This is a genomic window from Bradyrhizobium sp. CCBAU 45389 (assembly GCF_028128625.1).
GTDB lineage: Bacteria > Pseudomonadota > Alphaproteobacteria > Rhizobiales > Xanthobacteraceae > Bradyrhizobium > Bradyrhizobium liaoningense_B.
This window is the reverse complement of the sequence record NZ_LBIY01000089.1, coordinates 89,865-116,310: the sequence shown is the minus strand read 5'-3', so window position 1 is coordinate 116,310 and position 26,446 is coordinate 89,865. Positions and strand designations below refer to the sequence as shown.

27 protein-coding genes are annotated in these 26,446 nt (G+C 62.0%); 17 read left to right on the top strand and 10 right to left on the bottom strand.

Annotated elements, in window-relative coordinates; all coding sequences use genetic code 11:
* Window positions 1-14 precede the first annotated feature (14 nt).
* The 11 genes from XH79_RS19480 (at window position 15) to XH79_RS19430 (ending at window position 6,902) form a co-directional block, all read left to right on the top strand.
* Window positions 15-305: a hypothetical protein gene (locus XH79_RS19480; protein WP_271582669.1), complete on the top strand. Its 291-nt coding sequence runs from the start codon at window positions 15-17 to the stop codon at window positions 303-305.
* Entirely contained in the window at window positions 305-592 is a 288-nt protein-coding gene (locus tag XH79_RS19475) for a hypothetical protein (RefSeq protein WP_271582668.1), read from the top strand. Before XH79_RS19480 ends, XH79_RS19475 begins: the two co-directional genes overlap by 1 nt.
* Window positions 593-659: 67 nt before the next feature.
* Entirely contained in the window at window positions 660-1,676 is a 1,017-nt protein-coding gene (locus XH79_RS19470) for a hypothetical protein (protein WP_271582667.1), read from the top strand.
* Window positions 1,670-2,068 (top strand): hypothetical protein, encoded by a 399-nt coding sequence (locus XH79_RS19465; RefSeq protein WP_271582666.1) that lies wholly within the window; start codon window positions 1,670-1,672, stop codon window positions 2,066-2,068. Before XH79_RS19470 ends, XH79_RS19465 begins: the two co-directional genes overlap by 7 nt.
* Window positions 2,061-2,234, top strand: a complete 174-nt coding sequence (locus XH79_RS19460; RefSeq protein WP_271582665.1) for a hypothetical protein — start codon at window positions 2,061-2,063, stop codon at window positions 2,232-2,234. The genes XH79_RS19465 and XH79_RS19460 overlap by 8 nt, the downstream gene beginning before the upstream one ends.
* Window positions 2,235-2,378: 144 nt before the next feature.
* Window positions 2,379-2,762, top strand: coding sequence for a P27 family phage terminase small subunit (locus tag XH79_RS19455; protein ID WP_271582664.1), 384 nt, complete (start codon window positions 2,379-2,381; stop codon window positions 2,760-2,762).
* A complete protein-coding gene (locus XH79_RS19450) occupies window positions 2,759-3,070 on the top strand; it encodes a hypothetical protein (RefSeq protein ID WP_271582663.1) in 312 nt (103 codons plus the stop codon). The genes XH79_RS19455 and XH79_RS19450 overlap by 4 nt, the downstream gene beginning before the upstream one ends.
* A 183-nt stretch (window positions 3,071-3,253) precedes the next feature.
* Window positions 3,254-3,502, top strand: coding sequence for a hypothetical protein (locus tag XH79_RS19445; protein WP_271582662.1), 249 nt, complete (start codon window positions 3,254-3,256; stop codon window positions 3,500-3,502).
* A gap of 9 nt (window positions 3,503-3,511) precedes the next feature.
* Window positions 3,512-5,314: an ATP-binding protein gene (locus XH79_RS19440; protein ID WP_271582661.1), complete on the top strand. Its 1,803-nt coding sequence runs from the start codon at window positions 3,512-3,514 to the stop codon at window positions 5,312-5,314.
* 111 nt (window positions 5,315-5,425) lie between these two features.
* Window positions 5,426-6,316 carry an HAD family hydrolase gene (locus XH79_RS19435; protein ID WP_271582660.1) on the top strand — a complete coding sequence of 297 codons (891 nt, stop codon included), beginning with the start codon at window positions 5,426-5,428 and terminating at the stop codon, window positions 6,314-6,316.
* On the top strand, window positions 6,297-6,902 hold the full coding sequence (locus tag XH79_RS19430) for a hypothetical protein (RefSeq protein ID WP_271582659.1): 606 nt from the start codon (window positions 6,297-6,299) through the stop codon (window positions 6,900-6,902). The genes XH79_RS19435 and XH79_RS19430 overlap by 20 nt, the downstream gene beginning before the upstream one ends.
* Before the next feature lie 153 nt (window positions 6,903-7,055).
* Here the strand turns inward: XH79_RS19430 and XH79_RS19425 are convergent, their stop codons facing one another.
* The 3 genes from XH79_RS19425 to XH79_RS19415 all read right to left on the bottom strand — a co-directional run bounded on the left by XH79_RS19425 (window position 7,056) and on the right by XH79_RS19415 (window position 8,386).
* Window positions 7,056-7,292 carry a helix-turn-helix domain-containing protein gene (locus XH79_RS19425; protein ID WP_271582658.1) on the bottom strand — a complete coding sequence of 79 codons (237 nt, stop codon included), beginning with the start codon at window positions 7,290-7,292 and terminating at the stop codon, window positions 7,056-7,058.
* 88 nt (window positions 7,293-7,380) lie between these two features.
* A complete protein-coding gene (locus XH79_RS19420) occupies window positions 7,381-8,109 on the bottom strand; it encodes a sulfite exporter TauE/SafE family protein (protein WP_271582657.1) in 729 nt (242 codons plus the stop codon).
* Between the two features lie 88 nt (window positions 8,110-8,197).
* Window positions 8,198-8,386, bottom strand: a complete 189-nt coding sequence (locus tag XH79_RS19415) for a hypothetical protein (RefSeq protein ID WP_271582656.1) — start codon at window positions 8,384-8,386, stop codon at window positions 8,198-8,200.
* A 449-nt stretch (window positions 8,387-8,835) separates the two neighbouring features.
* Here XH79_RS19415 and XH79_RS19410 point away from each other — a divergent pair, with 449 nt between their 5' ends.
* The gene (locus tag XH79_RS19410) at window positions 8,836-11,928 is read left to right on the top strand and encodes an ATP-binding protein (RefSeq protein ID WP_271582655.1); all 3,093 of its coding nucleotides are present in this window, start codon (window positions 8,836-8,838) and stop codon (window positions 11,926-11,928) included.
* A gap of 1,032 nt (window positions 11,929-12,960) precedes the next feature.
* Here the strand turns inward: XH79_RS19410 and XH79_RS19405 are convergent.
* From XH79_RS19405 to nagA, 4 genes are all read right to left on the bottom strand, one after another.
* The gene (locus XH79_RS19405) at window positions 12,961-13,164 is read right to left on the bottom strand and encodes a hypothetical protein (RefSeq protein WP_271582654.1); all 204 of its coding nucleotides are present in this window, start codon (window positions 13,162-13,164) and stop codon (window positions 12,961-12,963) included.
* A 122-nt stretch (window positions 13,165-13,286) separates the two neighbouring features.
* Window positions 13,287-15,734 (bottom strand): arylsulfatase, encoded by a 2,448-nt coding sequence (locus XH79_RS19400; RefSeq protein ID WP_271582653.1) that lies wholly within the window; start codon window positions 15,732-15,734, stop codon window positions 13,287-13,289.
* 300 nt (window positions 15,735-16,034) lie between these two features.
* Window positions 16,035-17,237, bottom strand: coding sequence for an aspartate kinase (locus XH79_RS19395; protein WP_271582652.1), 1,203 nt, complete (start codon window positions 17,235-17,237; stop codon window positions 16,035-16,037).
* On the bottom strand, window positions 17,238-18,416 hold the full coding sequence (gene nagA, locus XH79_RS19390; RefSeq protein WP_442869962.1) for an N-acetylglucosamine-6-phosphate deacetylase: 1,179 nt from the start codon (window positions 18,414-18,416) through the stop codon (window positions 17,238-17,240). It lies immediately after the preceding gene.
* 118 nt (window positions 18,417-18,534) lie between these two features.
* Between nagA and XH79_RS19385 the strand changes: the two genes are divergently transcribed.
* Genes XH79_RS19385 through XH79_RS19375 form a run of 3 tightly spaced genes read left to right on the top strand, consistent with a single transcriptional unit; the run spans window position 18,535 to window position 21,444 of the window.
* Complete coding sequence (locus XH79_RS19385) at window positions 18,535-19,458, top strand: BadF/BadG/BcrA/BcrD ATPase family protein (protein WP_271582650.1); 924 nt, start codon at window positions 18,535-18,537, stop codon at window positions 19,456-19,458.
* A 19-nt stretch (window positions 19,459-19,477) separates the two neighbouring features.
* Window positions 19,478-20,434 (top strand): N-acetylmuramic acid 6-phosphate etherase, encoded by a 957-nt coding sequence (locus XH79_RS19380; RefSeq protein WP_271582649.1) that lies wholly within the window; start codon window positions 19,478-19,480, stop codon window positions 20,432-20,434.
* Window positions 20,434-21,444 carry an SIS domain-containing protein gene (locus tag XH79_RS19375; RefSeq protein ID WP_271582648.1) on the top strand — a complete coding sequence of 337 codons (1,011 nt, stop codon included), beginning with the start codon at window positions 20,434-20,436 and terminating at the stop codon, window positions 21,442-21,444. Before XH79_RS19380 ends, XH79_RS19375 begins: the two co-directional genes overlap by 1 nt.
* A 46-nt stretch (window positions 21,445-21,490) precedes the next feature.
* Here XH79_RS19375 and XH79_RS19370 read toward each other — a convergent pair whose 3' ends face one another.
* Window positions 21,491-22,288 carry an adenylate/guanylate cyclase domain-containing protein gene (locus XH79_RS19370; protein WP_271582647.1) on the bottom strand — a complete coding sequence of 266 codons (798 nt, stop codon included), beginning with the start codon at window positions 22,286-22,288 and terminating at the stop codon, window positions 21,491-21,493.
* A 110-nt stretch (window positions 22,289-22,398) separates the two neighbouring features.
* Window positions 22,399-23,082 carry a TetR/AcrR family transcriptional regulator gene (locus XH79_RS19365; protein ID WP_271582646.1) on the bottom strand — a complete coding sequence of 228 codons (684 nt, stop codon included), beginning with the start codon at window positions 23,080-23,082 and terminating at the stop codon, window positions 22,399-22,401.
* 203 nt (window positions 23,083-23,285) lie between these two features.
* Here XH79_RS19365 and XH79_RS19360 point away from each other — a divergent pair, with 203 nt between their 5' ends.
* Both XH79_RS19360 and XH79_RS19355 read left to right on the top strand, forming a co-directional pair.
* Entirely contained in the window at window positions 23,286-24,119 is an 834-nt protein-coding gene (locus XH79_RS19360) for a sugar phosphate isomerase/epimerase family protein (protein ID WP_271582645.1), read from the top strand.
* A gap of 17 nt (window positions 24,120-24,136) precedes the next feature.
* Window positions 24,137-25,216: a Gfo/Idh/MocA family protein gene (locus tag XH79_RS19355; RefSeq protein WP_271582644.1), complete on the top strand. Its 1,080-nt coding sequence runs from the start codon at window positions 24,137-24,139 to the stop codon at window positions 25,214-25,216.
* On the opposite strand, the gene XH79_RS19350 is transcribed toward XH79_RS19355, so the two are convergent.
* A complete protein-coding gene (locus XH79_RS19350; RefSeq protein WP_271582643.1) occupies window positions 25,213-26,397 on the bottom strand; it encodes an adenylate/guanylate cyclase domain-containing protein in 1,185 nt (394 codons plus the stop codon). The genes XH79_RS19355 and XH79_RS19350 overlap by 4 nt on opposite strands.
* Between the last annotated feature and the right edge of the window lie 49 nt (window positions 26,398-26,446).

The window sequence follows — 26,446 nt, the reverse complement described above, 5'->3', positions numbered from 1 at the left end:
AGCGAGAACTGACCATGGACTACGTGCCAACCGTGTGCCTTTCGAACGATGAGGGGGTCTCGCTGCTGCGGAAGTTGGGCGAACTGGACTGGGTCGTGGGAATGTACACGACGAGCACAGGCAAGCTCAGACGGGTTCGACGGGGCTCACCTCGCGAGGCGACTGCCTACCACGCCTTCAGCGCTGCCATGATCGATGCACTTCACAGCTTCGACATCCCCGGAGAGTTCAGCCAATGGCTCATTCGCAACCATTGTGAGCACATCGAGGCGTGGCTTTACCAAGAAGGCCTACGAGCCGCCTGATGCTCACCCGCGCGCCATCCCGCCGCCGCCAGCGCAACGCCAAGCGCGAGAGAAACCGGCTGGCGAAAATCCGGCAGCGCGCTCGCGAGCTGAAGCACATCAAGCTCTACCTGATCAAGGCGGGCGAAGTCGTGCATGAAGGGCTGCGGCTGCGCAACATCGATGCGGGCATGACGCCGGACGAAGCCGAGAAAGCCGCGCGCAACAAGAAAAGGGTTCGTGCCGATCTCGAAACCATCGTCGCTCAGTGGGCGCTGAAGTATCAGCGCGAGCGCGGGCGAGGCTGATAGGCGTAAACGCGGAAACGTCATCGCTGACGTCCGACCGTTCCGGACCGGGTGTAAGCTCACGCCCATGACCGACATCCGCAGCAAACCGTTCATACCACCGAGCCGAGCCGATCTCGCCGCAGATTGGCGTCGCTCATTCGTCAACGATGCCACCGTCGCCGTGTTGAGCCGCATGCGGAAAACTTCCGCCGACGAGATCAGGCTCGAATTGCGCGGGCCGGTCTCGCCGATGAAGGTCGCTGACTTTCCCGGCGGCAACACCGTCACGAAGATCATGACGTTGGCACCCGACTCCGCATTCGCGGAAATCATGGGACTTGGCGACAAGATCGATCTCAGCGGCATTGCACAGTTTTCAATAGCATCGCCGACGAGTTTCTCCGAGGCGGTATTTGTCGAAGAGGGCTTTCCGATCCCGACCGCGCAAGGCGTATTCGAAGGCCAGTTGATCGGGCCGGTCAAGAAGGTCGCGTTGATCGCGCCGCTGACGAACGAACTGGAAAACCTGTCCGCGCCCAACGCCAGCGTCGTGATCTCGCGCCTATTGAAGATCGCGGTCGGCAACGGCGGCCTCAAGGTTTTGCTCTCCAGCGATCCAGAAACCCCCGCCGCGCCCGCCGGTTTGCTGAACGGGATTCCGCCGATTGCGGCCGGTGCGTCAGCGTCCGATGATCTCGACGCCTTGGTCGCGGCGATCTCTGCCGCTGGCATCGACACCAGCTCCGTCGCTTTCATCGTCGCTTCGAAGCAGGCATCGGCGCTGGAGAAAATGCCGTGGCCAAATTTCAAACGCAGGGTGATCGAGGCCCACACGCTCGCGCCCGGCACTGTCATTGCCATCGCGGCTGACGGCTTCGTCGTCTCTGGCGATGGCGAGCCGACCGTCGATACCAGCCGAAGCGCGGTGCTGCACATGGCCGATCCACCCGAGATGATCTCGACACCCGGCACACCGGCAACGGTCGCAGCTCCAGCGATTTCGATGTTTCAAACCGACAGCTTCGCCTTGCGCTGCATCGCTCGGATGACGTGGAGCGTCGCGCCCGGTAGCGTCGCTTGGCTGGAAAACGCGCAGTGGTGACCAACATGGATGAACGCGCACGAGCAATCTTCGACGAAGCCCGCGCGACGCTCGCGCGCACCGCTCACGTCAAAGTCGAGTATCGTTCGCATCGAGACGATGGCTATTCGTCTGACTGGGCCAAAGGCATGCCGCCGAAGCCTGCACCGCCGACTATCGAGGAGGTGCGGCGGGAGATAGCCGCCGCGCTGGCCGAGCACGACGAGGTCTGGCGCGAAGTCCACGGCGCGGTGATCGCACAGGAGCGAAAGCTGTGGCGCGACGAGGTTGCGAGGATGACCGAGGAGATTGGACTGTTGCGCAGCGGTCTGGCCGTCGCCAAGGCGCATGATGGTCAAGGGCGCAGCGAGGTAGTTGAGGTGCCGCAGCTTTTGGAGCGCCGACGTGCATGACCGGGACGATAAACCCAGCGCGGTCGCGCTGAGCATCCTGAGGGCCGCAACGGTCGCGGAGTTGAAGGCCGACGCCGAAGAGCTGGCCGTGTTGTTTGCCGCGCTGGACGAGCGCGAGCGCGAGCGCATGTTGGCGCTGCTGTTCGGCTCCGCGGTCTGTCGTTAAACGATGCGCGGGCTGGCTGCCCGTCTAGCGGCACAAAAGGGGGTCAGGCGGGACAGTCCGGAATCGTCAGCGGCCGCAGCTCCGAGCGCGGCGGCGGCTGCTCTGTCACCTATCTGGGTGAGAACATTCGCGAGGGGAAATCTATTGGCCAGAAAACCTCCCACGCTCACGGTGATCGACGCAGCATCGAAGCCGAACCCGCTGGCACCGCCCGCCTCCCTCGGCGAAGCGGGCACGAAGCTCTGGCACGCCATCCACTCAGACTACGTAGTCGATGACGCGGGTGGACTGGCGATGTTGGCCCAGATTTGCGCCGCCACGGACCGGGTCGCCGAATGCGCCGCGACGATTGCGCGCGACGGTCCAGTCATCCGCACCAAGGCGGGCCTCAAGGATCACCCGCTGCTGCGGCATGAACTCGCCGCACAGTCTTTCATCGTGAGGTCGTTGCATCGGCTTGGTTTGGACATCGAGCCTTCTCGTCACGAGATTGGGCGCCCGGCAGGAGCCTATCGAGGTGAAGAATGAGCACCATCATCCGCCGTAAGCGCGCCTCGCGCAGTTCACTAGGTCCCTACCGCAGACACGAACTGCTGACGGGTCGCATCCAGTACCCAGTGCAAGGCTACACCGGCTACGGCGACGGCGTCGGCACGGACCTGACGGACTTCATCAGCGACGGGATGCGCGCCGACTGGGAAGCCAACCGCGACGTGCTGATGGCGTTCTGGCGGTCGGGAAAGGCGGAGGCCGACGTCTTCCCGGACGAACTTCCGTGGCTGTACGCGGCACGCAGCGCCGATGGGTTGCCATGGGCGGCACGGCATTTGGCCTAGAGACAATACCTATTAACCTACTGAAATTACGTAATATTATTCCCAGACCTTAATAAAGATCGACTGCGATTTACCCACATATGCGACGAATATTTGTGAAATAATCGGGCCTAGCGTTGACTTGGCACCAACTTTGTCCAATTCTATGGCTCGGTATTTCTACAAATATTCGGAGGATTTTCCATGGATGCGGCTGTGGAGCGCGGCGCTTCGTCCAGTAAGCGCGCAAAATTTCGGGACTTGGCTGAGGCACGAACAAATAAGGCCATCGAAGCCATCCTGCGGATCGGAAACTTGTCGAACCGACAAATCTACGACTTTGAGGACGCTGAGGTGCGCAAGGTCATTCGCGCATTAAAGGAGGCCATCGCAAGCGTCGAAGCCCGATTTGAATCCCCGCGCGGTAAGACCGGCGGCGGCTTCAAGCTCTGAGGAGATGACATGACCACGAGCGCCGTTGCCGCACTTCAAGTTGCTGATGAAGATTTTCTGATCGCCAGCCTGATCGAGCGCTGTCCCAAATCGATGATGATTCGCGAATTGATGATGAACGCGCTCGAAGCTGCGCAGCATGCGGCGGAGGGACAGCGGTTGGTAGAGATCAGCGCCATGGCAATGGACGGCGTTGAAAAGCTCGCGATCTGGAATACGGGCCGTGGAATGGACGACCACGAGCTGCTCAAGATTTGCAACATCGCGTCGTCCCTTGGCAAAGAGAAAAGTCTGACTGGAAATTTCGGCATGGGCGCAAAGGTAGCGTCGCTACCTTCCAATCAGCGTGGGATGCGTTACCGCTCCTGTAAGGATGGTCGCGTGCACGAAGTGATTCTCTGCAAGCGCGAGGGTGTTTATGGTCGCTTGCGCCGCCACGACCCCGAGACAGATACATACGTCGAGGTTGTAGACGTCACCGACATTGCGGAACAGGACGGTCGCACGCTCAGCGAGGATTGGACCGAAGTCGTGCTGTTCGGCAACGGGCCCGAGCAAGACACAGTGCGAGACCCCTATAACGGCGATCCGGAACAGGACGCGCAGTGGTTGGCCACGTACCTCTATCATCGCTTTTACGGGCTGCCGGAGGGGGTCAAGGTCACCCTCTTAAAGGGTACGAATAAGTTGGACGGCAACCGCCAGTTTGAGCCGATTCCGGCGCGGCTAAGACACTTCGAACGATATGAAACAGTGCCACTCCCCAGCGGCATCAAGATTCACTACCTCTATGACGCGCAATACAACGGCACCGGCCACAACAAGTCGATCAGCGGTGCAATCGCATCGGCGGTCAGTACCTGCGCCGTCGTTTACAAGAATGAACTGTACGACCTTTCTAAGGGACGGCAGTGGACGTTTGAAGCGCCAGTGTTCGGCGTTCCCTTCGGGGCGAAGCACATCTCGATTCACATTGAGCTGCCTGATAACTACCCGGTCGTGCCGGAAGCATATCGCCAATTCCTGCAATACACAGGCGGAGAGCAGCTTCGACTTCAGGCCAAGGATTTTGAAGAGTTGGTGCGGGAGAACAGGCCCAAATGGCTCATCGAGCTGATCCATTCATTTGCACCGGATAGCCGAACCAGCGACGAGATACGGGACGAACTGCAGCGGCTGCTGAATCAACTGCGCGTCCGTCGCGTTAGTCCCAAAGTAACGGCACAAGGCGAAACGCGAGTGACACCGGGCGCTGGTCCAGCGAGCGAGCGTGCGCCGGGGGTTGGAAGCGGAGGCGGTGGCGCAGAGTCCGGGCTACGGTCCAAGCCCACCGATCTCTCGGTCATACCCACCGGGGCAAAACGGGCCGAGATGTTTAAGAATCTGGAACGTGCCCCGGAAATCATCCCGCTGCAGACGGATGAAGAGATCGAGGAAAAGGGTCTCAAGGGGCGCGCGGCACGGTATGTCATGGAAGCAGGGCAGTTGTTCGTGAATATGAAATACCCAGCCATAAGCGAAATGGGTGCTCAGTTGGAAGCCGAATACGCAGGTGCGAACGACCCTGAACTCATGCGCTCACTGGTCCAACAGCATGCACAAGACTCAATGATTCTGCGTATCGGGCGCACCGTGGTTTATGCATTGTCGAAGCAGCTCAACAAGGAATGGGACCAGAAAGCACTTGAGGCTGCTTCATCTCCGGAAAGTCTCAGCATGGCGGCAGACAACTTTGGCGACGCGATGCAGAATATTCGCCGCGCCATAGGAAAGGCGCTCCGCACCTCACGGGTTGACGTTGACGCAGCGTAGGTGGGTTACAGCGCCGACTCCACGTCTTTCTGATAAATATAAAAGTCGAATCGCGCCCGCCCTTGGAGACGATCTCCTAGGGGGCCATGGATTGGAAAACGGAACAGTCCTGTGAATGAAGACATCAAACGTGTCGTTATTACCGACCTCGATAACACGCTATTCGACTGGGTTGACCTATGGCACGCGTGTTTTACCGCGATGATGGCGAAGGTCGTCGAAATTAGCGGCGTCAGTCTCGATGACCTGAAACCGGAAATTCGGAAGGTTCACCAGCGGCACGGCACATCCGAGTACTCGTTTCTTCTGGAAGAACTTCCATCGCTTTCCGCCAAGTTGTCCGGCAGGAATGCGGCTGAGGTATTCGAGGCCGCTATCGAAGCGTATCGCCGTCAGAGACGGCAGAAGCTGGTGCTGTATCCGAAAGTCGCCGAGACGCTGCTCAAGATCAAAGGCTCGGGTACAGCAATCGTTGGCTATACCGAATCGATGGGCTTCTATTCGAACTACAGGGTGCGGCGTCTCGGGCTCGATGGCGTTTTCGATTTCATGTTCTCACCAGCGGATCACGATATCCCGGAGTCGATCTCGCGAGAGGAACTGCGAAAGTACCCTGCGGCCCACTATGAATTTCGTTACACCCAAGCAAGGCACACACCGAAGAAATCATTCAAACCAGACGGCCGCGTGTTGAGCCAGATTGTCGAAACGTTGAAGGTAGACAAGTCTGAATGTGTGTACGTAGGAGACAGCCCGACTAAGGACGTGGCCATGGCACAAGACGTCGGCATCTCAGATGTCTACGCCAAGTACGGCAGGGCGCAACACACAGAGGCCTACGATCTCTTGCGTCAAGTTACGCACTGGAGCGATGCCGACGTAGAAAGAGAAAAAAAGATCGGTGAACGGGAGGTGCAACCGAGCACAGTTCTTGATACCGATTTTGGACAAATGCTCGACCATTTTCGTTACGGGGATTGGAATGGACAACGACGAGCGTAAAAACATCATCGAGGTTTGGAAAGCCGTCGTTGGAGTGCAGCAGCACTTCAACGAGATCGAAATGAAGGTTCGCGGCTTATTCATCACGATAGTCGTCGCGATAGCAGCAGCTCAGGGCTTCCTGATCGAGAAAAAGCTGTCTGTTTCGATAGGGCGCATCACTATTCTGTATGCGAATGTCATGCCGTGGCTGGGAATATTGGCCACGTATCTATTCTATTTCGTTGATCGACATTGGTATCACCGCCTTCTTATGGGCTCTATTTTGCACGGCGGCTCTATCGAACAGAAGTACGCTGACGAGATTCCAGAATTGGGCTTGGGTGCTAAGATAAGCGAACAGAGCCCCGTAGAGCTGAAGAACTGGCTGGCCCGGAAGGTCGCTGACTTGGTCGTGTCGGACGAACGATGGGTTAAAAACAGAAGATTGCACTCCGATGCGAAGATTGAGTTCTTTTATAAATCAATCGTGCTCTTGTTTTTCGTTTGGTTCATTGCCACCGTTCTGTTTGCCGGTGTGCTCGTGGACCAACATTCCTTGTTCGAAAAGCTATTGAGATTGCACCCCCAGACAGTTCAGCCGTGATGTCTGCTACGCCTTATCCGGTGGTAATCGCACTTTAAAAAGCGCAATGGCTTCAATGGAGCTTATTGCTTACCACCTAACCGCCAAACGATTGTAAGTGCAGCCAAATTTGTGATCTGCCGGGCCCACCAGCAAATCAACTGTGTAAGTTCGTTATCGCAGCTTGCCAAGCCGCAGCGCGGTGAGCGCCGGGCGATTGCGCACGCCGAACTTGGCGTAGATCGACTTGACGTGGAAGTGCGTGGTGTTCGGACTTTGGTCAATCCTCTGCGCGATCTGCTTTTTCGCGCGCCCGTCGAGCAGTGCGAGCAACACCATGCGTTCAGCAGGTGTCAGGGGTGCATTGGCGATGAGCAGGCCGTGGCTGAGCAGTTGCTGACGGGAAACCATCTCAACCCGCGCATCACGAAGCCCAGACGCTGGCCGTCCTGCGGCGAGAAGCGCGGGGCCTGCGCATCGCGAAATACGAACAGACGCTCTACAACACCAGAAACAGTCCCGAAACCAGCAGGATGCTGAGAATAATTCGCCGGAACAACGCATCATCGACGCACCGAAAAACAAAAATGCCGAGCGCCGTTCCTGCGAGGAGTGCCGGAATGCTGACTGCGAAGTCAACCAGGACCTTTGTCGACAGATCTCCTCGGACCAGCATGAGACCAAGTGCGAATATCTGCATGGCGGCGATGAAGGGTTGAACCATTCCGCGCTGCTCGGTTTTTGGCACGCCGTGGATGTCACACCATATGGTCGGTATTGCACCCGGCATCGCCGTCAACCCGCCGACAAAGCCTCCGCCGAAGCCGATCAATGCATTACGTGCCGCATTCATCTGCAAGCGATGAGAAAGCACCGGCCTGAACAGCGTATAGGCCGCGTAGCAGGCGACGGCGAGACCAAAGCTCTCTCTGAAGATCCGCGCGTCCGCAGCTTGCAGCAGCCACACGGCGATCGGAACGCCAAGCAATCCGCCGACGACCAGTCCCGAGCTCTGTTTCCAGGGGATGCTTTTTCTCAGGGCCCAAAGACCCGCGGCTTGCACGGTGATGCTGCAGGCCATCATCAGCGGGACCGCCTCCACTGGTGGGAGAACGTGAAGGAGAATCGCGCCGGCTACCGCCGAAAAGGCAAAGCCCGCGAGGCCCGAGACGAAAGCCCCGCAAAACACAGCGACACTGAGCAGGCAGAACGACGCAACGTCGCCCATGAGCTAATCCTTTTTTGGTCGGTCGCATCCTGGAATGGCGACTTGGAATGGCGACTTGGAATGATGACTTAGAATGACGACTTGGCGATTAGTCCCCGGACGACAGTCCGGGCGGCTCGGGCGCTGCCACGGCATCGTTCTGGCGGGTCGAAGTCAACATCGCGGCTGCAAGGATGTGCAGAACGAGAAAGCAGATGGCGATCGTTGCCAGCAGCGTAGTCTCGCTCGGTGCCGGAATCCGAAGTTTGCGCTCGGACGACTGTTCACTGAGCGACATTGTCGTGTCCTCCAACATCTGGCGGAGAGGCAAACTGGACCAGCTGACAATACTGTCGAAGAGTGCGCTCTGCCTGTAGCCGTCGCGAATGGTGGAGCGCCTGAAGGAGGCGCCCAGACCAGCCTTCTTTTCGAGAAGACCTCGTGGAGGCGACAAACGAATGCGCTAAAAATGACGCATCGCCTCTGGCTGACACTCTGCGGTTGAATAATGGCGCGGTGGATGCAGCGATCGACTGAAACATCTTGTGAAACAACAACCCATAGAACACGCGAGTGCGACGCCGCGCCTTGTCTTCCAAGCGCATGACACGAACACCTTGTGTGAGTGACTGGATACGGCCGGAAGTATCGAACGGGACGCCGCGCCGCGCTTTAATGCGGGCTTAATTTGTCCTTATCGTTTCCTTCATTTTGAACGCTGTGCTTGATTTCGGGCCGGTGTCCCGGTTGAATATCCGTCTCGCGCGCTCCCCCGAAGGCATTGTTTTGCTGTATCTATTTGACGATTTCGTCCTCGACACCGACCAGCGGGAATTGCGCCGTGACGGACGTACGATTCCGTTGCAGCCTCAGGTTTTCGACCTCCTCGAATATCTGATCCGCCACCGCGCCCGGGTGGTGACCAAGGACGATCTGATCAGCGCGATTTGGGGCGGGCGCATCATCTCGGAGTCGGCGCTCACCACCCGCATCAACGCAGCCCGTACGGGAATAGGCGATTCCGGCGGCGCGCAACGGCTGATCAAGACCTTACCGCGCAAAGGCGTCCGCTTCATCGGCACGGTGCGGGAAGCACAAAGGGAGGTCGAGAACGCGGTCGCACCTCTGACGACTGAAGTCTCCACCCTGGTGGTCGGCCGGACAGCCCCCTTCGCGACGATCGACCAGATGACGCAGCAGGTATTGTCCGGCAAACGGCAGATGGCCTTTGTCACCGGGGAAGCCGGGATCGGCAAGACGGCCTTCATCGCCAGGGCGGTCGAACAGCTGACGGAACAGGGCTTCGATCAGCTCTATGGGCGCTGCACCGAACGATTCGGAACGGACGAAGTCTTTCTGCCACTGATCGATGCACTAGTGAGCCGTTGTCGCGCAAACGGTCCGGAATTGATTTCGGCCATTCGCGCGCACGCACCCACCTGGATACTGCAATTACCAGGCGTCATCGACGCATCGGAGCGCGCGGCTTTCCAGGATGAAGTGTTCGGCGCAACGCGCGAGCGGATGCTGCGCGAATTCTGCGATCTTCTGGAAGCGCTGAGCACCGGCCGCCCCTGGGTCCTTGTTCTCGAAGATCTGCACTGGAGCGACTTCGCGACACTCGACGTGCTGTCTCGCCTCGCGCGCGGGAACGGCAAGGCGCGCGTGCTGGTCCTCTGCTCCTATCGTCCGGCCGACGGTTCCGTCGGCGGGCATCCCATCCCTCGCCTGCACCGGGATCTCGAGATTCATGGATACTGCAGCGAATTGCGCCTCAATCGATTGTCGCCTGCGGAGGTCGAGCGTTACCTGGCCTTGCGCTTCGACGACGAGGGACTTGCCTCCAGCCTGTCAAAGCCCGTATTCGAACGAACGCTGGGGAATCCCTTGTTCGTTGCCTCGCTGCTCAAACACTTGATCGACCAGGGGTCGATCGTCGAAATGGACGGCAGATGGCGCCTGTCCTCGCAGCCGGCATTTACGCAAGATCGCATTCCAGACAGCCTCCTGAACATGATCGGCCACGAGCTCGATCGCCTCACCGATAGCGAGCGGCATCTGCTCGATGTCGCCAGCGTTGCCGGCGAGGACTTTTCTGCGGCCCTCGTTGCGGCCGGCCTATCCGACGATGCGATCGACGTCGAAAGGGACATCGAAGCGTCGATCCGGAAGGATCAAATCCTCGTTCGTTCGGGGGTCTCCGAGTGGCCCGATGGAACATATTCGGGCTCTTACGCCTTCCGTCACATTCTCTATCAGAATATCATTTACCAGACTCTGCCGCCCGGCCACCGCGCACAAACGCACAAGCGCCTGGGCAAGAGGCTGGAGGAAGCCTATGCCGGCCGCACCCATGAAATAGCGCCCGCGCTCGCACTTCACTTTGAGCAGGGTCGCGACTTTCCGAGCGCGTTGCGCTACCTGCGGGAAGCGGCAAACAGCTCGACCAAACGCCTCGGCCATGCGGAGGCCGCCAGCTACCTCACCCGCGCGCTTGGCATACTTGATCGTTTCGATGCCGCCGACAAACTCTCAACCCGCATCGCTCTTCTGCGAGAGCGAAGCTGGGCGCTTCGCTCGTGCGGCGACCTCGCAGGCTCCATTCGTGATCTGCGCGACATGATTGCCTGCGCCGAACAAGCGGGCGAGATCAAGCAGCAGCTCAACGGCCTCACGGCCGTGAGCAGCCTCTGCTTGCGCGTGGATCGCCACGCCTGCCTCGAGGCTGCTGACGATGTACTGTCGCGAAGCCAGGCGCTTGCGGACGACACATTCAAGGCCCTGGTCCAGGGCAGCAGCGCGAGCGTCAACCTGTTCCTCAACGGCTGGCGCATACAGTATGCCACGCTCTGCGACAGGGCGATCGAGCTGAGCGCGAATGCCACGAATTATGGCATCTTGATCAGGCGCAACGGAATATCCGGCATCGTAGATTGCTGGAGGTCGCGGTACCAGGAGTGCCGCCGCGCCGGCACGGAAGGAAAGCGGTTGGCGCGTTTGGCCGGCGACGTCTACACGTTCGTTCTGTTCAACGTGCTCGAATCAATCGCGCTCATTCATCTGGGCGAATGGCGCGAATTACGACGTGAGATCACGGCCGGCCTCGAACTGGCCGTCAGAAACGCGAACGGCCCCAGCAGCGCCCTGTGCCGGTTGACGCTTGCGTGGTTGCACGTCGAAGCGATGGACTTTGATGGAGCCCGGGAGCTCTGCGAGAACGTCGACGATAGTCTGCTGGTCGGAGATCAGTCGACATACTTCCACAAGCGGGCGGTCCTTGCGAAAGCCTATGTCGGCCTGAACGATCCGGCGGGAGCTCGCAGGCAATTTGACGATATTGAGCGCCGCCGGCATGAAGAAGGCATCGACATCGAATTTACCGCCGCGACGCAGGTGTATCATTGCCTCGGCGAATATTACTTGCAGATTGACGACTTTACGCAGGCTCAGAGCTGTGCACGCCAGCTCCACGACTATGTGGCTACGGCGCCAGATCTCAATCACCTGGCCCAGGCCCACGCACTGCTCGCACGTACTGCGCTTGCCCTCGGCGATTCAGCGGAGGCTCAGTTGCACCTGTCCCGCGCGCTGGAGATCGTCGACGGTGCCGACTTCCCGATTGCTTCCTGGCGGGTGTACCGCACGGCCGCCGAGATCTTTGCGAGGTGCGGAGACGTCGACAGGGCAGCGACACATCGCATGCGATTTGCCGAGACCGTCCGAAGGCTCGCGCAAAATTTCGAACCCGAGGATCGGCTGCACAAGAGCTTGCTCGCTGTGTTAGCAACGCGGACAGCGCAACTGGAAGCGATGACCTCGCTGCCTTCGCACCCCGCTTAGCCGACGGGCCCGCCGAAGCCACAATCGATAGGCTGCCAAGCAGAGTGAGACGCACTCTCGAAGCGCGTGGCGGATCACTGTGAATTTCGAGTCCTGCTTGCTCCCCTCAACCGCGTCGCGGTTGAGGGTGACTTCGCCCACCCTGCCATCTGGATACAGGTGAGAAGATCGACATAACTCTGGCTTCCTGCGGCTGTGGCTTCCCCTTCGCAGCTGTCGCGGGCAGGACCGGAAGCGTCGCCCCAAACCGCGGAGAGCTGTTGCCGCGCGGCGGACTCGTCGCGCATGCAGTCCGCAAAGCTCTGAGGAAGGGCAAGCCCCATTGCCTTGTCAACAGCTGTGGTCGCCTTGCACGTCGCCTCTACCTTCAATTCGGGGACGCGATCGGAGACGGGGATTACGAACAATTGCGCTCCGAGAAGTGCCGCAGATAGTGCTGCCATCGACATCTTGACCTCCTTCGCGCTCTATCAAACCAACCACCTTGCAATGCCATTACAGAAATTCGGATCAGAACTGGCCAGGCTGAGCCGGAGGAGCAGGCCAATCGGATCTCAAATTGTTCCTGTTGCCGCGATCAAATAAGTCTTGTCTGCACACAAAGCCGCTTCCGCAGCTCGTTGCTCGAGGCGGAGCCTGGCGAACATCGACGACCGTCACGACTTTTGCGCGCGGCGTCCGGGCAAAAGCGGCTGTCGTCAACACCGCTTCCAGGGCGAAAAGGACTGCAAGCAAGCATATCGTCCTCATGGGATGGCGCCCCTTCGGCTGACGCAGCCCGGGGGGCGGGCTGTCTCGGCAAATGCCGTACGCGCAATCGCCACGGCAGCAAAAGGAGAGGATGAGGACGCGTGATGCAGCAAGAGACATGTCAATCTCCGGCACTCGGAAAACGTCAGGTCTAACGAGACATCACCTTGCGGAACCGGCCTTGATCCAGATCAAGCTGGCTGGCTCCGGCGTTCCTCCACCGCGTGCATCTCGCATCGCAACGGTGCGAAGGTATCCCAGACCGTCACGCGCCGGGTGATGCTACTTCGAGAGCGAATGGCCGCTTGGTGGAGCAGGAAGCTCAAACGAGGGATCGATCCTGTTCGACGCCCGGATTTCTCTGATCAGAAGCCTTGCGAAATAGGCCCTCAACAGGCGGTCGAAAGTCGACTGTGCTTCGCTGACGTCGTCGCAGCCCTGAATGCTTAGGTCTTCGGCAACACCACCCAATACCTGTTGCACCATGACCTGCCTCCTCGAAGCAGATGCCCCCTTTTCCCTTTGTCGCCAGTAGGGAGGAAGCCGAGCCGGATCGGCTTGATCCATCGCAACCGACTTGCGATTTTTTTTGAAACGCGAAGGGATCGTCAGTTCTTGCCTACGGTTTGGCCCTCCGGCTCGAGCTTGAACGTCAGCCTGTTGAGCTTGCCCGTGAACTTGAACGGAGGCTCGTAGCGATATTCCAGCAAGGCGACCCCCGTGCGGGTGTCCTGGCCGACGTCGAAAGTCTCGTCCTCGGGAAAAGTGACAGGCGTGGTGTGCTCCAGCGTGTTGCGTGCCACCTCCTTGCCATCCACCGACAAGATGCCCGTGCCGCCCTTGCCGAGGCCCGTCGCCTCCGGTTTGAACTCGAAGGCGATGGTGTGCTTGCCGGCCTCCAGCTCGGGCCCCTCCCATGTCGTGCGCTTGAGGTCGAGCAGGTTGTAGAGGAACACGACCCTGCCGCGCCCGACGCCAAACTCGCCCTTGCTCAGGAACAGGCCGTAGCCGCCGAAGCGCCCGCCGTGGGTAACGATCATGCCCTCCGCTCCACCTTGGGGAATCACCACCTCGGCGGTGATGGTGTAGCCCTTGTTCAGGATGCTCGGCGCGGCACTTGCCGGCGTGCCGATCAATTCGCCGGAGTACGTGAACTCCCCGCGCCCCGCGGTAAGGCTCGGACGCGGCGTGTTCCAGCGTGCCAATGTCGAGTTGTCGAGCGGCAGCACGTTGTACTTCTTCGCCTCGGCGTAGAAGAGATCCTGCATCTGCTTGAGCTTGTCCGGCATTTTGGCAGCGAGGTCGTCAAACTGGGTCGGATCCTCCTGCACGTTGTAGAGCTCCCAGTTGTAACCGGTGATCACGTCCGGCGGCGTCTTGGTGCTCAACTCCCATGGCAGTGTTGCCGGCGCCGTCGCTGCCACCCAGCCATCCTGATAGATGGCGCGGTTGCCCAGCATCTCGAAATATTGCGTCGTGTGGGTTGAAGGCGCATTCGCAGCCACCGTTTCCCACGTGTACGCCATGCTCACACCCTCGATGGGATCCTGCTCGATGCCATTGACCATGTCGGGCTGCGCGATACCGGCCGCCTCCAGAATCGTCGGCACGATGTCGATGACGTGATGGAATTGACGGCGGATGCCGCCGGGATCTTTGATGTGACCGGGCCATGACATCACCACGCCCTGGGCCGTCCCGCCGAAATGCGACGGCACCTGCTTGACCCATTTGAACGGCGTGTCCATCGCCCATGCCCAGCCCGCGGCGAAATGCGGGAACGTCCGTTCCGATCCCCAGAACGGATACCAGAGAAGCTGGTCCTTCACCGGCACGGGCACGCCGTTGAAGGTCGTAAATTCATTGGGCGTGCCGTTGACCATTCCCTCGGCGCTCGCGCCGTTGTCTCCACCGATGTAGATGATGAGCGTGTTGTCGAGCTGGCCAAGGTCGTCCACGGCCTGGATCACCCGCCCGATCTCGTGATCGGCGTAGGCGAGATACGCGCCGTAGATGTCTGCCTGCTTGATGAAGAGCTTCCTCTCTTCCAGGCCGAGCGAATCCCACTCCGGCAATCCTTTCGGCCACGGCGTCAGCTTGGCATGTTCGGGCATGATGCCGAGCCGCTTCTGGTTGGCGAAGATGGTCTGGCGCACCTTGTTCCAGCCCTCGTCGAAGAGGTGCATGTCGCTGACCTTCTTGATCCACTCAGGCGTGGGATGATGCGGCGCGTGAGTTGCACCAGGCACGTAGTAGATGAGCCAGGGCTTGCCCGGCGCGACCTCCTTGAGCTGCTTCATGTACTGAATGGCTTCATCCGCCATCGCGGTTTCCAGGTTCCAGCCGGGATTGTCGAGGAATGGATAGATCGCCGTTGTGTTGCGGAAGAGGTTCGGTTGCCATTGGCTGGCGTCGCCTCCGACGAAGCCGTAGAAGTATTCGAAGCCCATGCCATTCGGCCATTGATGGAACGGCCCGGCCTGGCTCGATTGATAGGACGGCGTGTTGTGGTCCTTGCCGAACCACGACGTTGCGTAGCCGTTCTCCTTGAGAATTGTGCCGATGGTGCCCTTTTCGATCGGGATGATGGAGTCGTAGCCGGGAAAGCCTGTCGCGATCTCGCCCACGACGCCGTAACCGACCGAGTGATGGTTACGGCCCGTGATCAGCGCCGCCCTTGTCGGTGAGCACAGCGATGTCGAATGGAAATTGGTGTATCGCAACCCGGCCTTGGCAATGCGATCCATTGACGGCGTAGGAATGACGCCGCCGAAAGTGCTGGGTGCACCAAAGCCCTGGTCGTCCGTCATGATGAGCAGCACGTTGGGCGCGCCCTTCGGTGGCACGACGCGTGGCGCCCACCACGGCGTCGACTCCGAGGCCTTCTCCTTGACCACGCCGCCGAATTTCGACGGGGGTGATGGAAGTTGCTTGCCGGTGATGGTGGTGGTGGCGCCCGGCGAGCCTGGAGTGCCTGTCACCTGTTGGGCCGGCAGCGGAGTCGAACCGAAGGTCAAAATGGCTGCGACTGCAAGTGCGCCGCGAGGGATTCCCATGACGAGCACTCCCTTGTGACCGCAAGACACGACAAGTGCTGCCATGGCGGGACAATCAGCTTGATTCAAATCAAAGCCGATGCAACGCAGGATACCGTGGCGAATCCCATTCGGCGGGCAACGCCCCGGAGCAAAACGACAAGTCTTCAAGGAAGGGTTGCGGCCCGGCGCAAATCCTCAATCAACCTCGACAAGTCCGGGTCGTTCGGCGTCAGCTTCGCGAGCCGGCAACAGGACTCCCAATCGACGATCTTGCAAACGGCTCTCGCATCAGTTCACGTTCGCGATGCGTCCCAGATCCTAGGCTTGCTGGACAAGCGTGTGCAACGCTCTGACCGCGGCCTCCCGGTCCTCCACAGGGACAAACAGGCTGACCGAATGCGGTGACAAAACGTACCTGTCGGGGACAATCCCGTGACCCCTGAGGACCTGCAAAGCCCTGAACGGCAATTCCGACGAGATGCCACCGAAGCAGGTGAGACTCACCGAGCTTGAAGCTTGGCGCTGCTTGCGCAGATCCTTGGCGTGCTCCAACGTGCGCAGCAAGGCATCGAGCCACTCCGTATCGCACGCCACGGTCATGCTGGTTTTTCCTGCGGCGAAGTGTGATGCAAGGAGCTGCGGCCACGACAGGCTGTTTTGCTTGAGATGCTGCGCGAGTTTCTCGAAACCGTGATTGAGATCCGTGGAATCGATTTCCACGTGCTCAATGCGGGCGATCGAGTTGACGGCGAGAACCTTCCCGTTTTCCATGCCTGAAACCTCTTTCATCACTTGCGTGCTGTGCCCGGCGCCACCCCACTGCTTGAGGACCAGAGGCACATCCTGACTTTGCGCCAGCTCCACGCTGCGAAAATGCAGGATCTTCGCACCCCAGAAGCACATCTCCGACAGGGATGCGAAGTCCACCTGCCGCAGGGGCCTTGCATCCGGCACGATGCGCGGATCGGCCGAACAAATTCCGTCGACCTCCTTGATGATTTCACAGCGTTCGGCCTTCAGCGCAGCGGCCATCGCGACGGCCGTGGTGTCGCTGCCGCCCCGGCCGAGCGTGGTGATTTCCCTGGTCGCCGGGTTCACGCCCTGGAATCCTGCCAGCACCACAACGCGTCCGCGGTCGAGTTCCTCGAGCACGCGAATGGGACGCACATCCAGAATGCGTGCGGAGGAATGGGAGTCGTCGGTCATCACGCCGGCCTGGCTGCCGGTGAAGCTGATCGCAGGCACGCCGAGATCGGAAAGCGCCATGCTCATCAGGGACATGCTGATGCGCTCGCCGGTCGTCAGCAGCATATCCAGCTCGCGGCGGTTCGGAGTCGGGCTGACCTGATGGGCCATCTCAATCAACTGGTCGGTGGTCGTGCCCATGGCGGAGACGATCGCCACGACACGATGACCGCGGCCGTGCAGGTCGGCGAGACTGCGCGCAACCGCGCGAATCTTCGCCGGTGTTTCCAGGCAGACACCGCCATATTTCTGCACGATGATGGGATGGTTGCGCATCTAACCTCGCCCGGAAGCCTCGCTCGCCTCGCCCATCGAACCGGCACCGCCTATCCATGTGCCGACGACCTCAAAATTCGGATCAAAGGCGACAAGATCCGCGCGGTACCCCGGCGCGATCCGTCCAAGCTCGGACCCAAGGCCCAGAAATGAAGCGGGCGTCCGGGACGCCATGACAAGGGCATCGATCAGGGAGATTCCGATGAGCGCAACGGCGTTGCGTACCGCCTCGATCATGGTGAGGTGAGCGCCCGCGAGTGTGCCATCCGGGCCAGTCAGGCGACCGTCGTGCAACGTGATCTCCCGTCCCTGGAGCGTGAATTGCCGGTCGTTCGTGCCCGCCAATGGCATGGCATCGGTAACCAGCATCAATCGATCACGACCCTTGCAGCGGAAGGCAACACGCAAACCGGCGCGGTCGACATGGATGCCGTCGCAGATGATCCCTGCAAACAACCGGTCATCCCCCAGCGCTGCGCCCACCAGGCCCGGCTCCCGGGCGGTCAACTGCGACATGGCATTGAACAGATGGGTCACCCCCGAGACACCACGATCGACCGCCTGCCCGATTTCGGCTGCGCTGGCGTCGCTGTGGCCGGCCGCGATACGCAATCCGGCGCCGATCAATTCATCGATCATGGACGCCGGCACGCATTCCGGGGCCAAGGTCACAATGGAGCGACCGCGGCGCCCGAAACTCTTGATGGCGGCGAGGTCGCGCCGATCGGGCACGCGGATCTCGGCCTCCGGATGAATGCCCTTGCGGGACCTGTTGAGGGCCGGACCTTCCAGATGAAAGCCGAGCACGCCGGGAATTTCGAGGCACGCCTCGGCCGTTGCAGCCAATCGTTCGATGACCTCGCTTCGATCGGAGATCAGGGTCGGCAAACAGCCCGTGGTCCCGGCCTTGCGGTGCGCCGCGACGATGCGGCGAACGCCGGCCTCGGTTGGCTGGTCGTTGAGAAGCACGCCCCCGCCTCCGTTCACCTGGATGTCGATGAATCCGGGTGCAAGGATCGCATCTCGGGGAAGGCGGATGGACGCCCCCGCGGCCTCCTCGAAGCCGATGCTTTCGATCCGTCCCTGCGAGATCCTGACCGACCCGGGTCCGCGCATGTCGGTCCCATCGAAGATGTGCTGCGCAGCAATCGTGAGAGAGGCAGAACCAGCGTGGCCCATCAGGATCGATCCGGGAATTGCCGTCACGGACTCGTGAGGCGAGTCTCGCACAAGAGTTCATATGTACGCCACGGGGACCTTGTGCGGACCCCAAGCGAAACCTTCGCGTTAACTTTCCATGGGAACAAAAGGTACCACGTATCTCGGCATTGATGGCGGCGGAACCCGCTGCCGCGCCCGGATCGAAGACGAAAACGGCACGGCGCTCGGCGAAGCGAGCTCGGGACCGGCCACGACGCGGATCGGCGTCGACAAGGCCTGGCGGTCCATCATGGAGGCCACCGAAGCGGCGGCCACACAGGCCGGGCTGAGCCGCGAGGATTTCGCCCAAATGCACGCCGGAATTGGCCTTGCCGGTATTGGGCGCCGGGGCGCGAAAGCGGCGCTCGGCGAGATCGCGCATCCCTTTGCGTCCGTCAACTTCATCAGCGACGGCCTCGCCGCCTGTCTTGGCGCCCATAGCGGCGCGGACGGGGCCATCGTCGTGGCCGGCACAGGGTCGGTCGGTGTCGGCCTGGTCGACGGCCGCGAGATCCGTCTCGCCGGGTACGGTTTTCCCGTGTCGGACGAAGGCAGCGGCGCCGACATCGGCCTGCAGGTTGTCCGACTGGCGCTGCGGGCCGCGGATCGCCGCGCCGAGCTGACGCCATTGCTTTCGGAGGTGCTGGGCGCATTCGATCACGATCCCTATCAGGCGGTGGCCTGGTCCGAAGAAGCCAAAGCCACGGACTACGCCGCATTCGCGCCGATCGTGGTGCGACACGCCAATCAAGGCGATCCGGTCGGCCGTCGTATTGTTGAACGCGCAGCCGATGCCATTGGCGATCTGCTCGATCTATTCCTGGCGAGAGGAACCGACCGGCTCTCGCTGGTGGGGGGGCTTGCGGATGCCATTACGTCCTGGCTGACGCCCGACCTGCGCGTCCGCCTGAAGCGTCCTGACGGCGACGCGGCGGCCGGCGCGTTACTGGTGGCGCGAGGGCGGCTTCAGCTACCCAGAATGGAAATCGAGCATGAGCCGGCTTCAAAGTTCCGCGTTTGATGGCGCATGGATCAACGATATGGCCACCGAAGAAGTCGATCCCCGCTTTGCCGATCTTGATGCATGGTCGCTGGCCGTGGCGATGGAAGCGATGTGGGAGGGCCAGCTTGCGGCAGTCGCTGCGATCGGCCGTGCTCTCCCCGCGATCACCGCGGCGACCGAAGCGGCCAAAGTGGCGCTGGGCGATCACGGTCGCCTTGTCTATGTCGGTGCCGGCACCTCGGGGCGCGTGGCGGTCCAGGACGGCGCCGAGCTGACGCCGACCTTCGCCTGGCCCAAAGAGCGCGTCCGCTTCGTCGTCGCCGGCGGAGACAGTGCTTTCGTCACCAGCATCGAGGGCGCGGAGGATGACATTGATGATGCGGTCGCGCAGATCAATGCCGTGCGGCTCACAGCGCATGATGTGGTGATTGCGGTAGCCGCCAGCGGGACAACGCCGTTCACGGTCGCGGCGCTGCAGCAGGCAGGCTCCTGCGGTGCAGTGACGGTCGGTGTCGCCAACAATCCCGGCACCGCACTGCTGGCATCGGCCAAGTTTCCTATCCTGATCGAGACTGGCCGCGAGCTGATCGCCGGCTCCACGCGGATGAAGGCCGGCACTGCGCAGAAGGTCGTGCTCAACCTGATCTCCTCGGGGATCATGCTGCGTCTTGGCCGGGTGTATCGCGGCATGATGGTGAACATGCAGCCAACCAATGCCAAGCTGAAGCGGCGCGCCGAGGCCATGGTGGCGCAAATCGCCGACTGCGATCCGTCGCACGCGGCGCGCTCGCTCGAGCAGGCGGAAGGAGACGTCAAGACGGCGGTCCTTCTGGCGCTGGGCGTTGACAGGGCTGATGCCGAGACCATTCTGAGGGACGGCGGCGGCAATCTCCGGCGCGTGTTTGCCGAGCTCGCCGGGGATCGGGACTCGCATAGTGACCGGCATCGCAAGGCACCGGCCGTACGCAAGCAGGGCGGAGCGGTCGAGCCGTGATGACATCCGCGATGGCGAGTGAAATCCTGGAAAGCGCCGATACCGTCGCGAAAATCGTTCGCAGCCGCCCCGCCACGCGCGACATCGCGCAGCGAATTGAGATGGGCTCGGCCCCCCTGTGCGTCGTGTGTGGTCGGGGAAGCTCCGGGCATGCCGGGGTTTTCCTGAGATATCTTGTCGAGACGCGGCTTCGCCTTCCCGTTTCAGCGAGTGCTCCCTCGGTGATCACGGCATTTCGCACACCCTTGATGCTGCGCGATGCGCTGTTCATCGTGATCTCGCAATCAGGACGCAGTCCGGATCTCGTCGCAGCGACACGGTCGGCGCGGGCTTCGGGCGCCCGCACCATTGCCATCGTCAATACGACCTCGTCGCCGGTGGCCGACGAAGCGGAGTTCGTCGTTCCGATCGAAGCCGGCCAGGAGCACTCCGTAGCGGCGACAAAGACCGTCATTGGCTCGATGGCCGCCAGTGCCGGACTGGTTGCCGAGCTGGCGCAAGATCGTGCGCTGCGCTCAGCTCTCGACCGGCTGCCCGAGCGCCTGCACCGTGCGCTGGCGCTCGACTGGTCCGAGATTGCCGATGATCTCGTCAAGGCGTCGGCTGTGTTCGTGGCAGCTCGAGGCCTGGCCCTGGGTTCGGCGAGGGAGATCGCGCTCAAGCTTTCGGAAATCCTGCGCCTGCCCTCCATCGGCCTGAGCGCCGCCGAGCTGCAGCATGGGCCACGTGCCGCGCTGTCGTCGCGCACGCCCGTCGTCATGATGCGCCTGATGGATGAAACTGCGGCCAGTGTGGACGCACTTGCAGAGGAGTTGCGTGAGCAAAAGGTCGCGCTGCATCTCTGCGGCGGACCGCATGGCTCGCTGCCCTGGCTGGCCGAGGATGACCCTGCCACCGACCCGATCACCATGCTCGTTCCGGCCTATCGGATGATCGAGCAGGCGGCATGCGCCCGCGGATTTGACCCGGATCGCCCCCCTCGCCTGAGCAAGATTACCGAGACGTTTTAACGGCTGACCGATCGCGGGCTGGCGGCCAAAGCCGGAGCGTCGCGTCTCACCCCTCTACCCGATACAGCCGCCAGCGCTCCGGCACGCCCTTGAGCCGGTGCATGCCGTGATCCCTCAGGCTGACCGCGGACTGCGCCTTCAACAGTTCCCTCACCGCGCTGGACACCAGCACTTCGCCGCCGCGCGCCTTGGCGGCGACGCGCGTGCAAATGTGGAAGGCGAGGCCGACCATCTCGCCGCCGCTGATCGTGTACTCGCCGGCGTGCAGGCCCACCCTGATCTCGAGCCCCAGCGTGCGCACGGCCTTCAGGATCGCGGTCGCGCAGGTGATGCCGGCGGCGGGCGCCTTGAATGTCGCCAGCACGCCGTCGCCGGTGGTCACGACCTCCCTGCCGCGCGAGCTCTTCAGCTCCTTGCGCACGGCGGCGTAATAGTGGCCCATCACCTTGGTCCAGCGCGCATCGCCGAGCTTGGCGGCCTTCGCGGTCGAGCCGACGATGTCGACGATCAGGATGGTGGCGAGCGCCTTCTTGAGCTCGGCACTGCGCGCGGCCGATGGACGCCGGTTCGCGATGGCCCCGGTCAGCGGTTCATAGCGGTGGTTGCGTCGCCGCGCGATCGCGGCCTTGGCATAGTCCTCGGCGCGCTGTGCCGTGCGGCAGCGGATCGTCTTCTCCTGCGGCACGCGCGTCCAATAGACGGTTCGCACGGCACCAGCGCCGCTGACCTCCACCGCGCCCCATTTCAGGAAGATCGTCGAGCCGGCACGCCTGATGCACCACGCCTTCGACGTGTACCCGGAGACGTTCGACTGATGGACACCGATGCGAAGAAATTTGGGCATGAACGGGCGGCTGATCGCGGGTCCGTCTGGGCTACCTGAGGCGAAGCGTAGTCGGACATTCCCGCGCTGGCAACAACATCCATCGATGCCTCCACGGCGCTCGCCGCAGCTCAATCCTCGCGCACGCAGCGCCAAAGCAGATCGGCGATCTCGGCGCGGCGCTGGGCTCTCGCCCTGGGCGAGGACATGTCGAAGGCAAATTGCGCCTCGAAGGTGTGACGGTTGGAGACCGCGAAGAAGCTCAGCGCATTCAGCGTCATATGCAGCTCGACCGGATCGATGCCGGGCCGGATCGCGCCGCCGGCCGCGCCGCGATCCAGCACCTTGGCAATCTGGCTGATGCTTGGCTGCGTCATCTCCTTGAGCCTGCGGCTGCTGGCCATGTGCCGTCCGCGATGAATGTTCTCGATGCTGACGAGGCGGACGAATTGCGGATGGGCCTGGTGGAAATCGAAGGTGAATTCGGCAAGCCGGCGGATCGCAGCCTCCGGCTCCAGCGCCTCGAGATGAAGATCCTCCTCGGCCGCGCGCATCTCGGCATAGGCCATCTCCAGCACCGCCGTGAACAGCTCTTCCTTGGAGTTGAAATAGTAGAAGATCAGCCGCTTGGTGACGTTGGCGCGGGCGGCGATGGCATCGGTGTTGCCGCCGGACAGGCCGTTCTCGGCGAATTCCTCGAAAGCGATGTCGAGGATCTCCTGCCGCGTCCGCTCGCGGTCGCGCCGCTTGACCGGCGCAGACTTGACCGGCGCAGACTTGGCGGCACGCGCGGGCTGCTTCTTCACACTTGCCATCTCGCAGTTCAGTCCTTCGCTCCGGCCGCCGGATCGCCTCACCTCCCTCCATAGCGCAATCGAGGCGGCTTGACATCAATTATCCCGTGGATTAATTAGCAATTAACCTGTTGATTAATTAACGGGAGGAGACAGATGCAATCGACCGGCGCCCGCCGCGCCATCTCCTGTTCGCGGGCTTGTCCGCACCGGAGCGTTGAAGCGTGACAAAGCTCGGTCTTGCCCATCTCACCGCATTGGAGCTTGCGCCGGCGCGGCTCGTTACCGAGGCCGCGCGGGCTGGATTTGCCACGGTCGCATTGCGCTTCATCCCCGCGACCGCCGACGGGCCGGCCTATCCGACCCAAACAGGCACCGAGGCCCACCGCGCACTCAAGCGCGTGCTGACGGACGAGGGCGTGCGGGTCAGCGATATCGAGCTGGTCCAGCTCAAGCCGGGCATCGAGATTGCTTCGCTCGCAGGCTGTCTCGAAGCCGCCGCCGATCTCGGCGCGACGGCGCTCATCGCTTCCGGCGACGATCCGGACGGGCCGCGGCTCACCGCCCATTTCGCCGAGCTCTGCCTGCTCGCCGCATCCTTCGGCCTGCGCGTCGATCTCGAATTCATGCTCTGGCGCGCGGTCGGCAACCTCGCCCAGGCCGCGGCGGTCGTGCGCGATGCAGGCCAGAGGAACGGCGCCATCCTGGTCGACGCGCTGCACCTGACGCGTTCGGGCGGCCGGGCCGCCGACCTGATCACCCTTCCCGACCATTGGCTGCGCGCCGCGCAGCTCTGCGATGCCACAGCCGACGCGCCGGCAACGGAAACGGCCATCATCGCCGAGGCGCGCGAGGGACGGCTGCCGCCCGGAGACGGTGCCTTGCCGCTCGGCCCGCTGCTGGAGGCGCTGCCCGGGGATGCTGCGCTCAGCGTCGAGATGCCGATGCCGGCGCTGGACGCAAGCGAGCGGATCGCCACGGCGTTCAATGCAGCCAGGCACGTGATCGAAGGCCGCGACCGCGGCGCCGGTCGACGCGACTGTCACGGCTGGGCTTAACCAACGGAACGCATGACATGACGAAAATCAGGATTGCCGTGATCGGCGCGGGGTTGATCGGACGCAAGCACCTGCGCAAGCTCGCCGAGCATGGCGACTACGAGCTCGTCGGCATTGCCGACGTCAATGCCGCGCAGGTCGCAGCCGAACAGCCCGGCGCGCGCGTCTTCGGGGATTATCGCAAGCTGCTCGACGAGGCGCGGCCCGAGGCGGTGATCATCGCCTCGCCCAACCAGTTGCATGCCGAGAACGGCATCGCCTGCGCGCGAGCCGGAATCCATATCCTGATCGAAAAGCCGGTCACCGATACGCTCGAGACCGCCGCGGGTCTGATCCCCGAGGTCCGCAGAGCCGGCGTCCGCTCGCTGGTCGGTCACCACCGCCGTCACCACAGGCAGGTGAAGGCGCTCAAGACGCTGCTTGGCGAGAACCGCATCGGCGATGTCGTCGGCGTCTCCGCGATCTGGGCCGTCCACAAGCCGGCGGACTATTTCAAGGCCGCGCCCTGGCGGTCGCAGGCCGGCGGCGGCCCGATCCTGATCAATCTGATCCACGAGATCGACTTCCTGCGCTTTACGCTGGGCGAAATCGTCGCCGTGGAGGCCATCGCCGCGAACCGCCAGCGCGGCTTCGCCGTAGAGGATACCGCGGTCGCGCTACTGGCGTTCGAGAGCGGCGCACTCGGCACGTTCTTTCTCAGCGACTGCGCCGTGTCCCCCTGGACCATGGAGCAGGGCCTTGGCGAGGCGCCGGAGTTTCCGTTCAGCGGGCAGAGCAGCTACCGCCTGATGGGCCGCCGTGGCGCGATCGAGTTTCCGAGCCTCGATCAATGGACGCAGGAAGGCGGCGCGCAGGACTGGAACAAGCCGATCCAGGTTCAGGCCAACCATGCGGTCTCGATCGATCCTTACGTCGCCCAGCTCGATCATTTCCGCGATGTGGTCCGGGGCGTGACGCCGTCGCTGCAGCCGGTCGAGGACGGCGCGCGCAGCCTGCTGGTGACGCTCGCCATCGCCGAGGCCGCGACATCCGGACGGCGCATCGACCTGCGCGAGCGCTATGCGGCGCTCGCGGGCGGGCAAGGCTCTTCACTCTAGAACGCAAACAGCTCGATCGGATCGCTGAAGCCGCGCACCTCGTATTCGCCGACGCGCTCCAGCTCGAATTTCGGCTGGACCTGCTCGGCGAAATCGCGCGACAGCAGCACGTTGCGCCCGAGCTGCTTGGTGAGCGCTTCGAGGCGCGAGGCCATGTTGACGGCGGGGCCGATCACGGTGAAGTCGAGCCGGCTCGATGATCCGATATTGCCGTACATGACGTCGCCGACATGGACGCCGATGCCGTAGTTCAGCGGCGCCCGGGCGCTGCTCTTGTTGCGCTCGTTCAGCGCGGCCATGGCCTGGCGGGCTTCGCTCACGGCATGCAGCAGGTTGGCGCAGGCATCGGGCTGGCTCAGGGGGAAGATGGCGAGCAGGCCGTCGCCGATGAATTTCAGGATCTCGCCGCCGTGCCGCGCGATCGGCTCCGACATCGCGTCGAAATAGTCGTTGAGCAGATCGATGACGTCGTCGCGCGGCCAGTTGTCGGAGATTTTCGTGAAATCGCGCAAGTCGCAGATCATGATCGCGGCGCGCACCGTGGTGCCGGTGCCGCGCCTTGTGGCGCCGGCCAGGATCAGCTCGCCGGCATGCGAGCCGACATAGGTCTCCAGCAGCGTACGGGCCAGGCGGTTCTTGATGCGGATCTCGCTGACCAGCGCCAGCACCGGCAGCACGTTCTTCAGGGCCGCGATATGCGCATCTTCGAAACCGCCGGGCCGGTCGGTCGCGAAGGTGACGAAGTGGCGCTTGCCGAGCGTGTGATGGAGCGGCCAGACAACGTAGTCGGTCAGGCCTTTCGCGCGCATCTCGTCATAGAGCGCGTGCTTGCGGCCAAGCGACGGATCGCCTTCGAGCTTCTCGCGGAGCTCGGTCGAGCCGTCCATCATTTCGTTGATAGGACTGCCGATGAACTCGGATCGCTCGATCACGTCGAAGTCGACCCGCGATATCTTCGCCTCGCGCATGCCGTCCGACCACATGAAACCGGCGCCGAGCCATTGCGGATGCTGGATGCGGACGTGCATCGTCGACCGCTTCAGCGGAATGCCCGCCTGCTGGAGACGGATGCACATCTGCGCGAAGATATTGTCGATGAAGCGCTCGTCGCGCGTGCCGTTGGTGAGCCAGTCGACGACGCCGTCGGACAGCGTGGGGGGATTCTGGTGTGGCGCGTTCATATCCGGCCCCTTCGCGGCGGTCTGCATCGACAGCAGATATAGTGCGCCG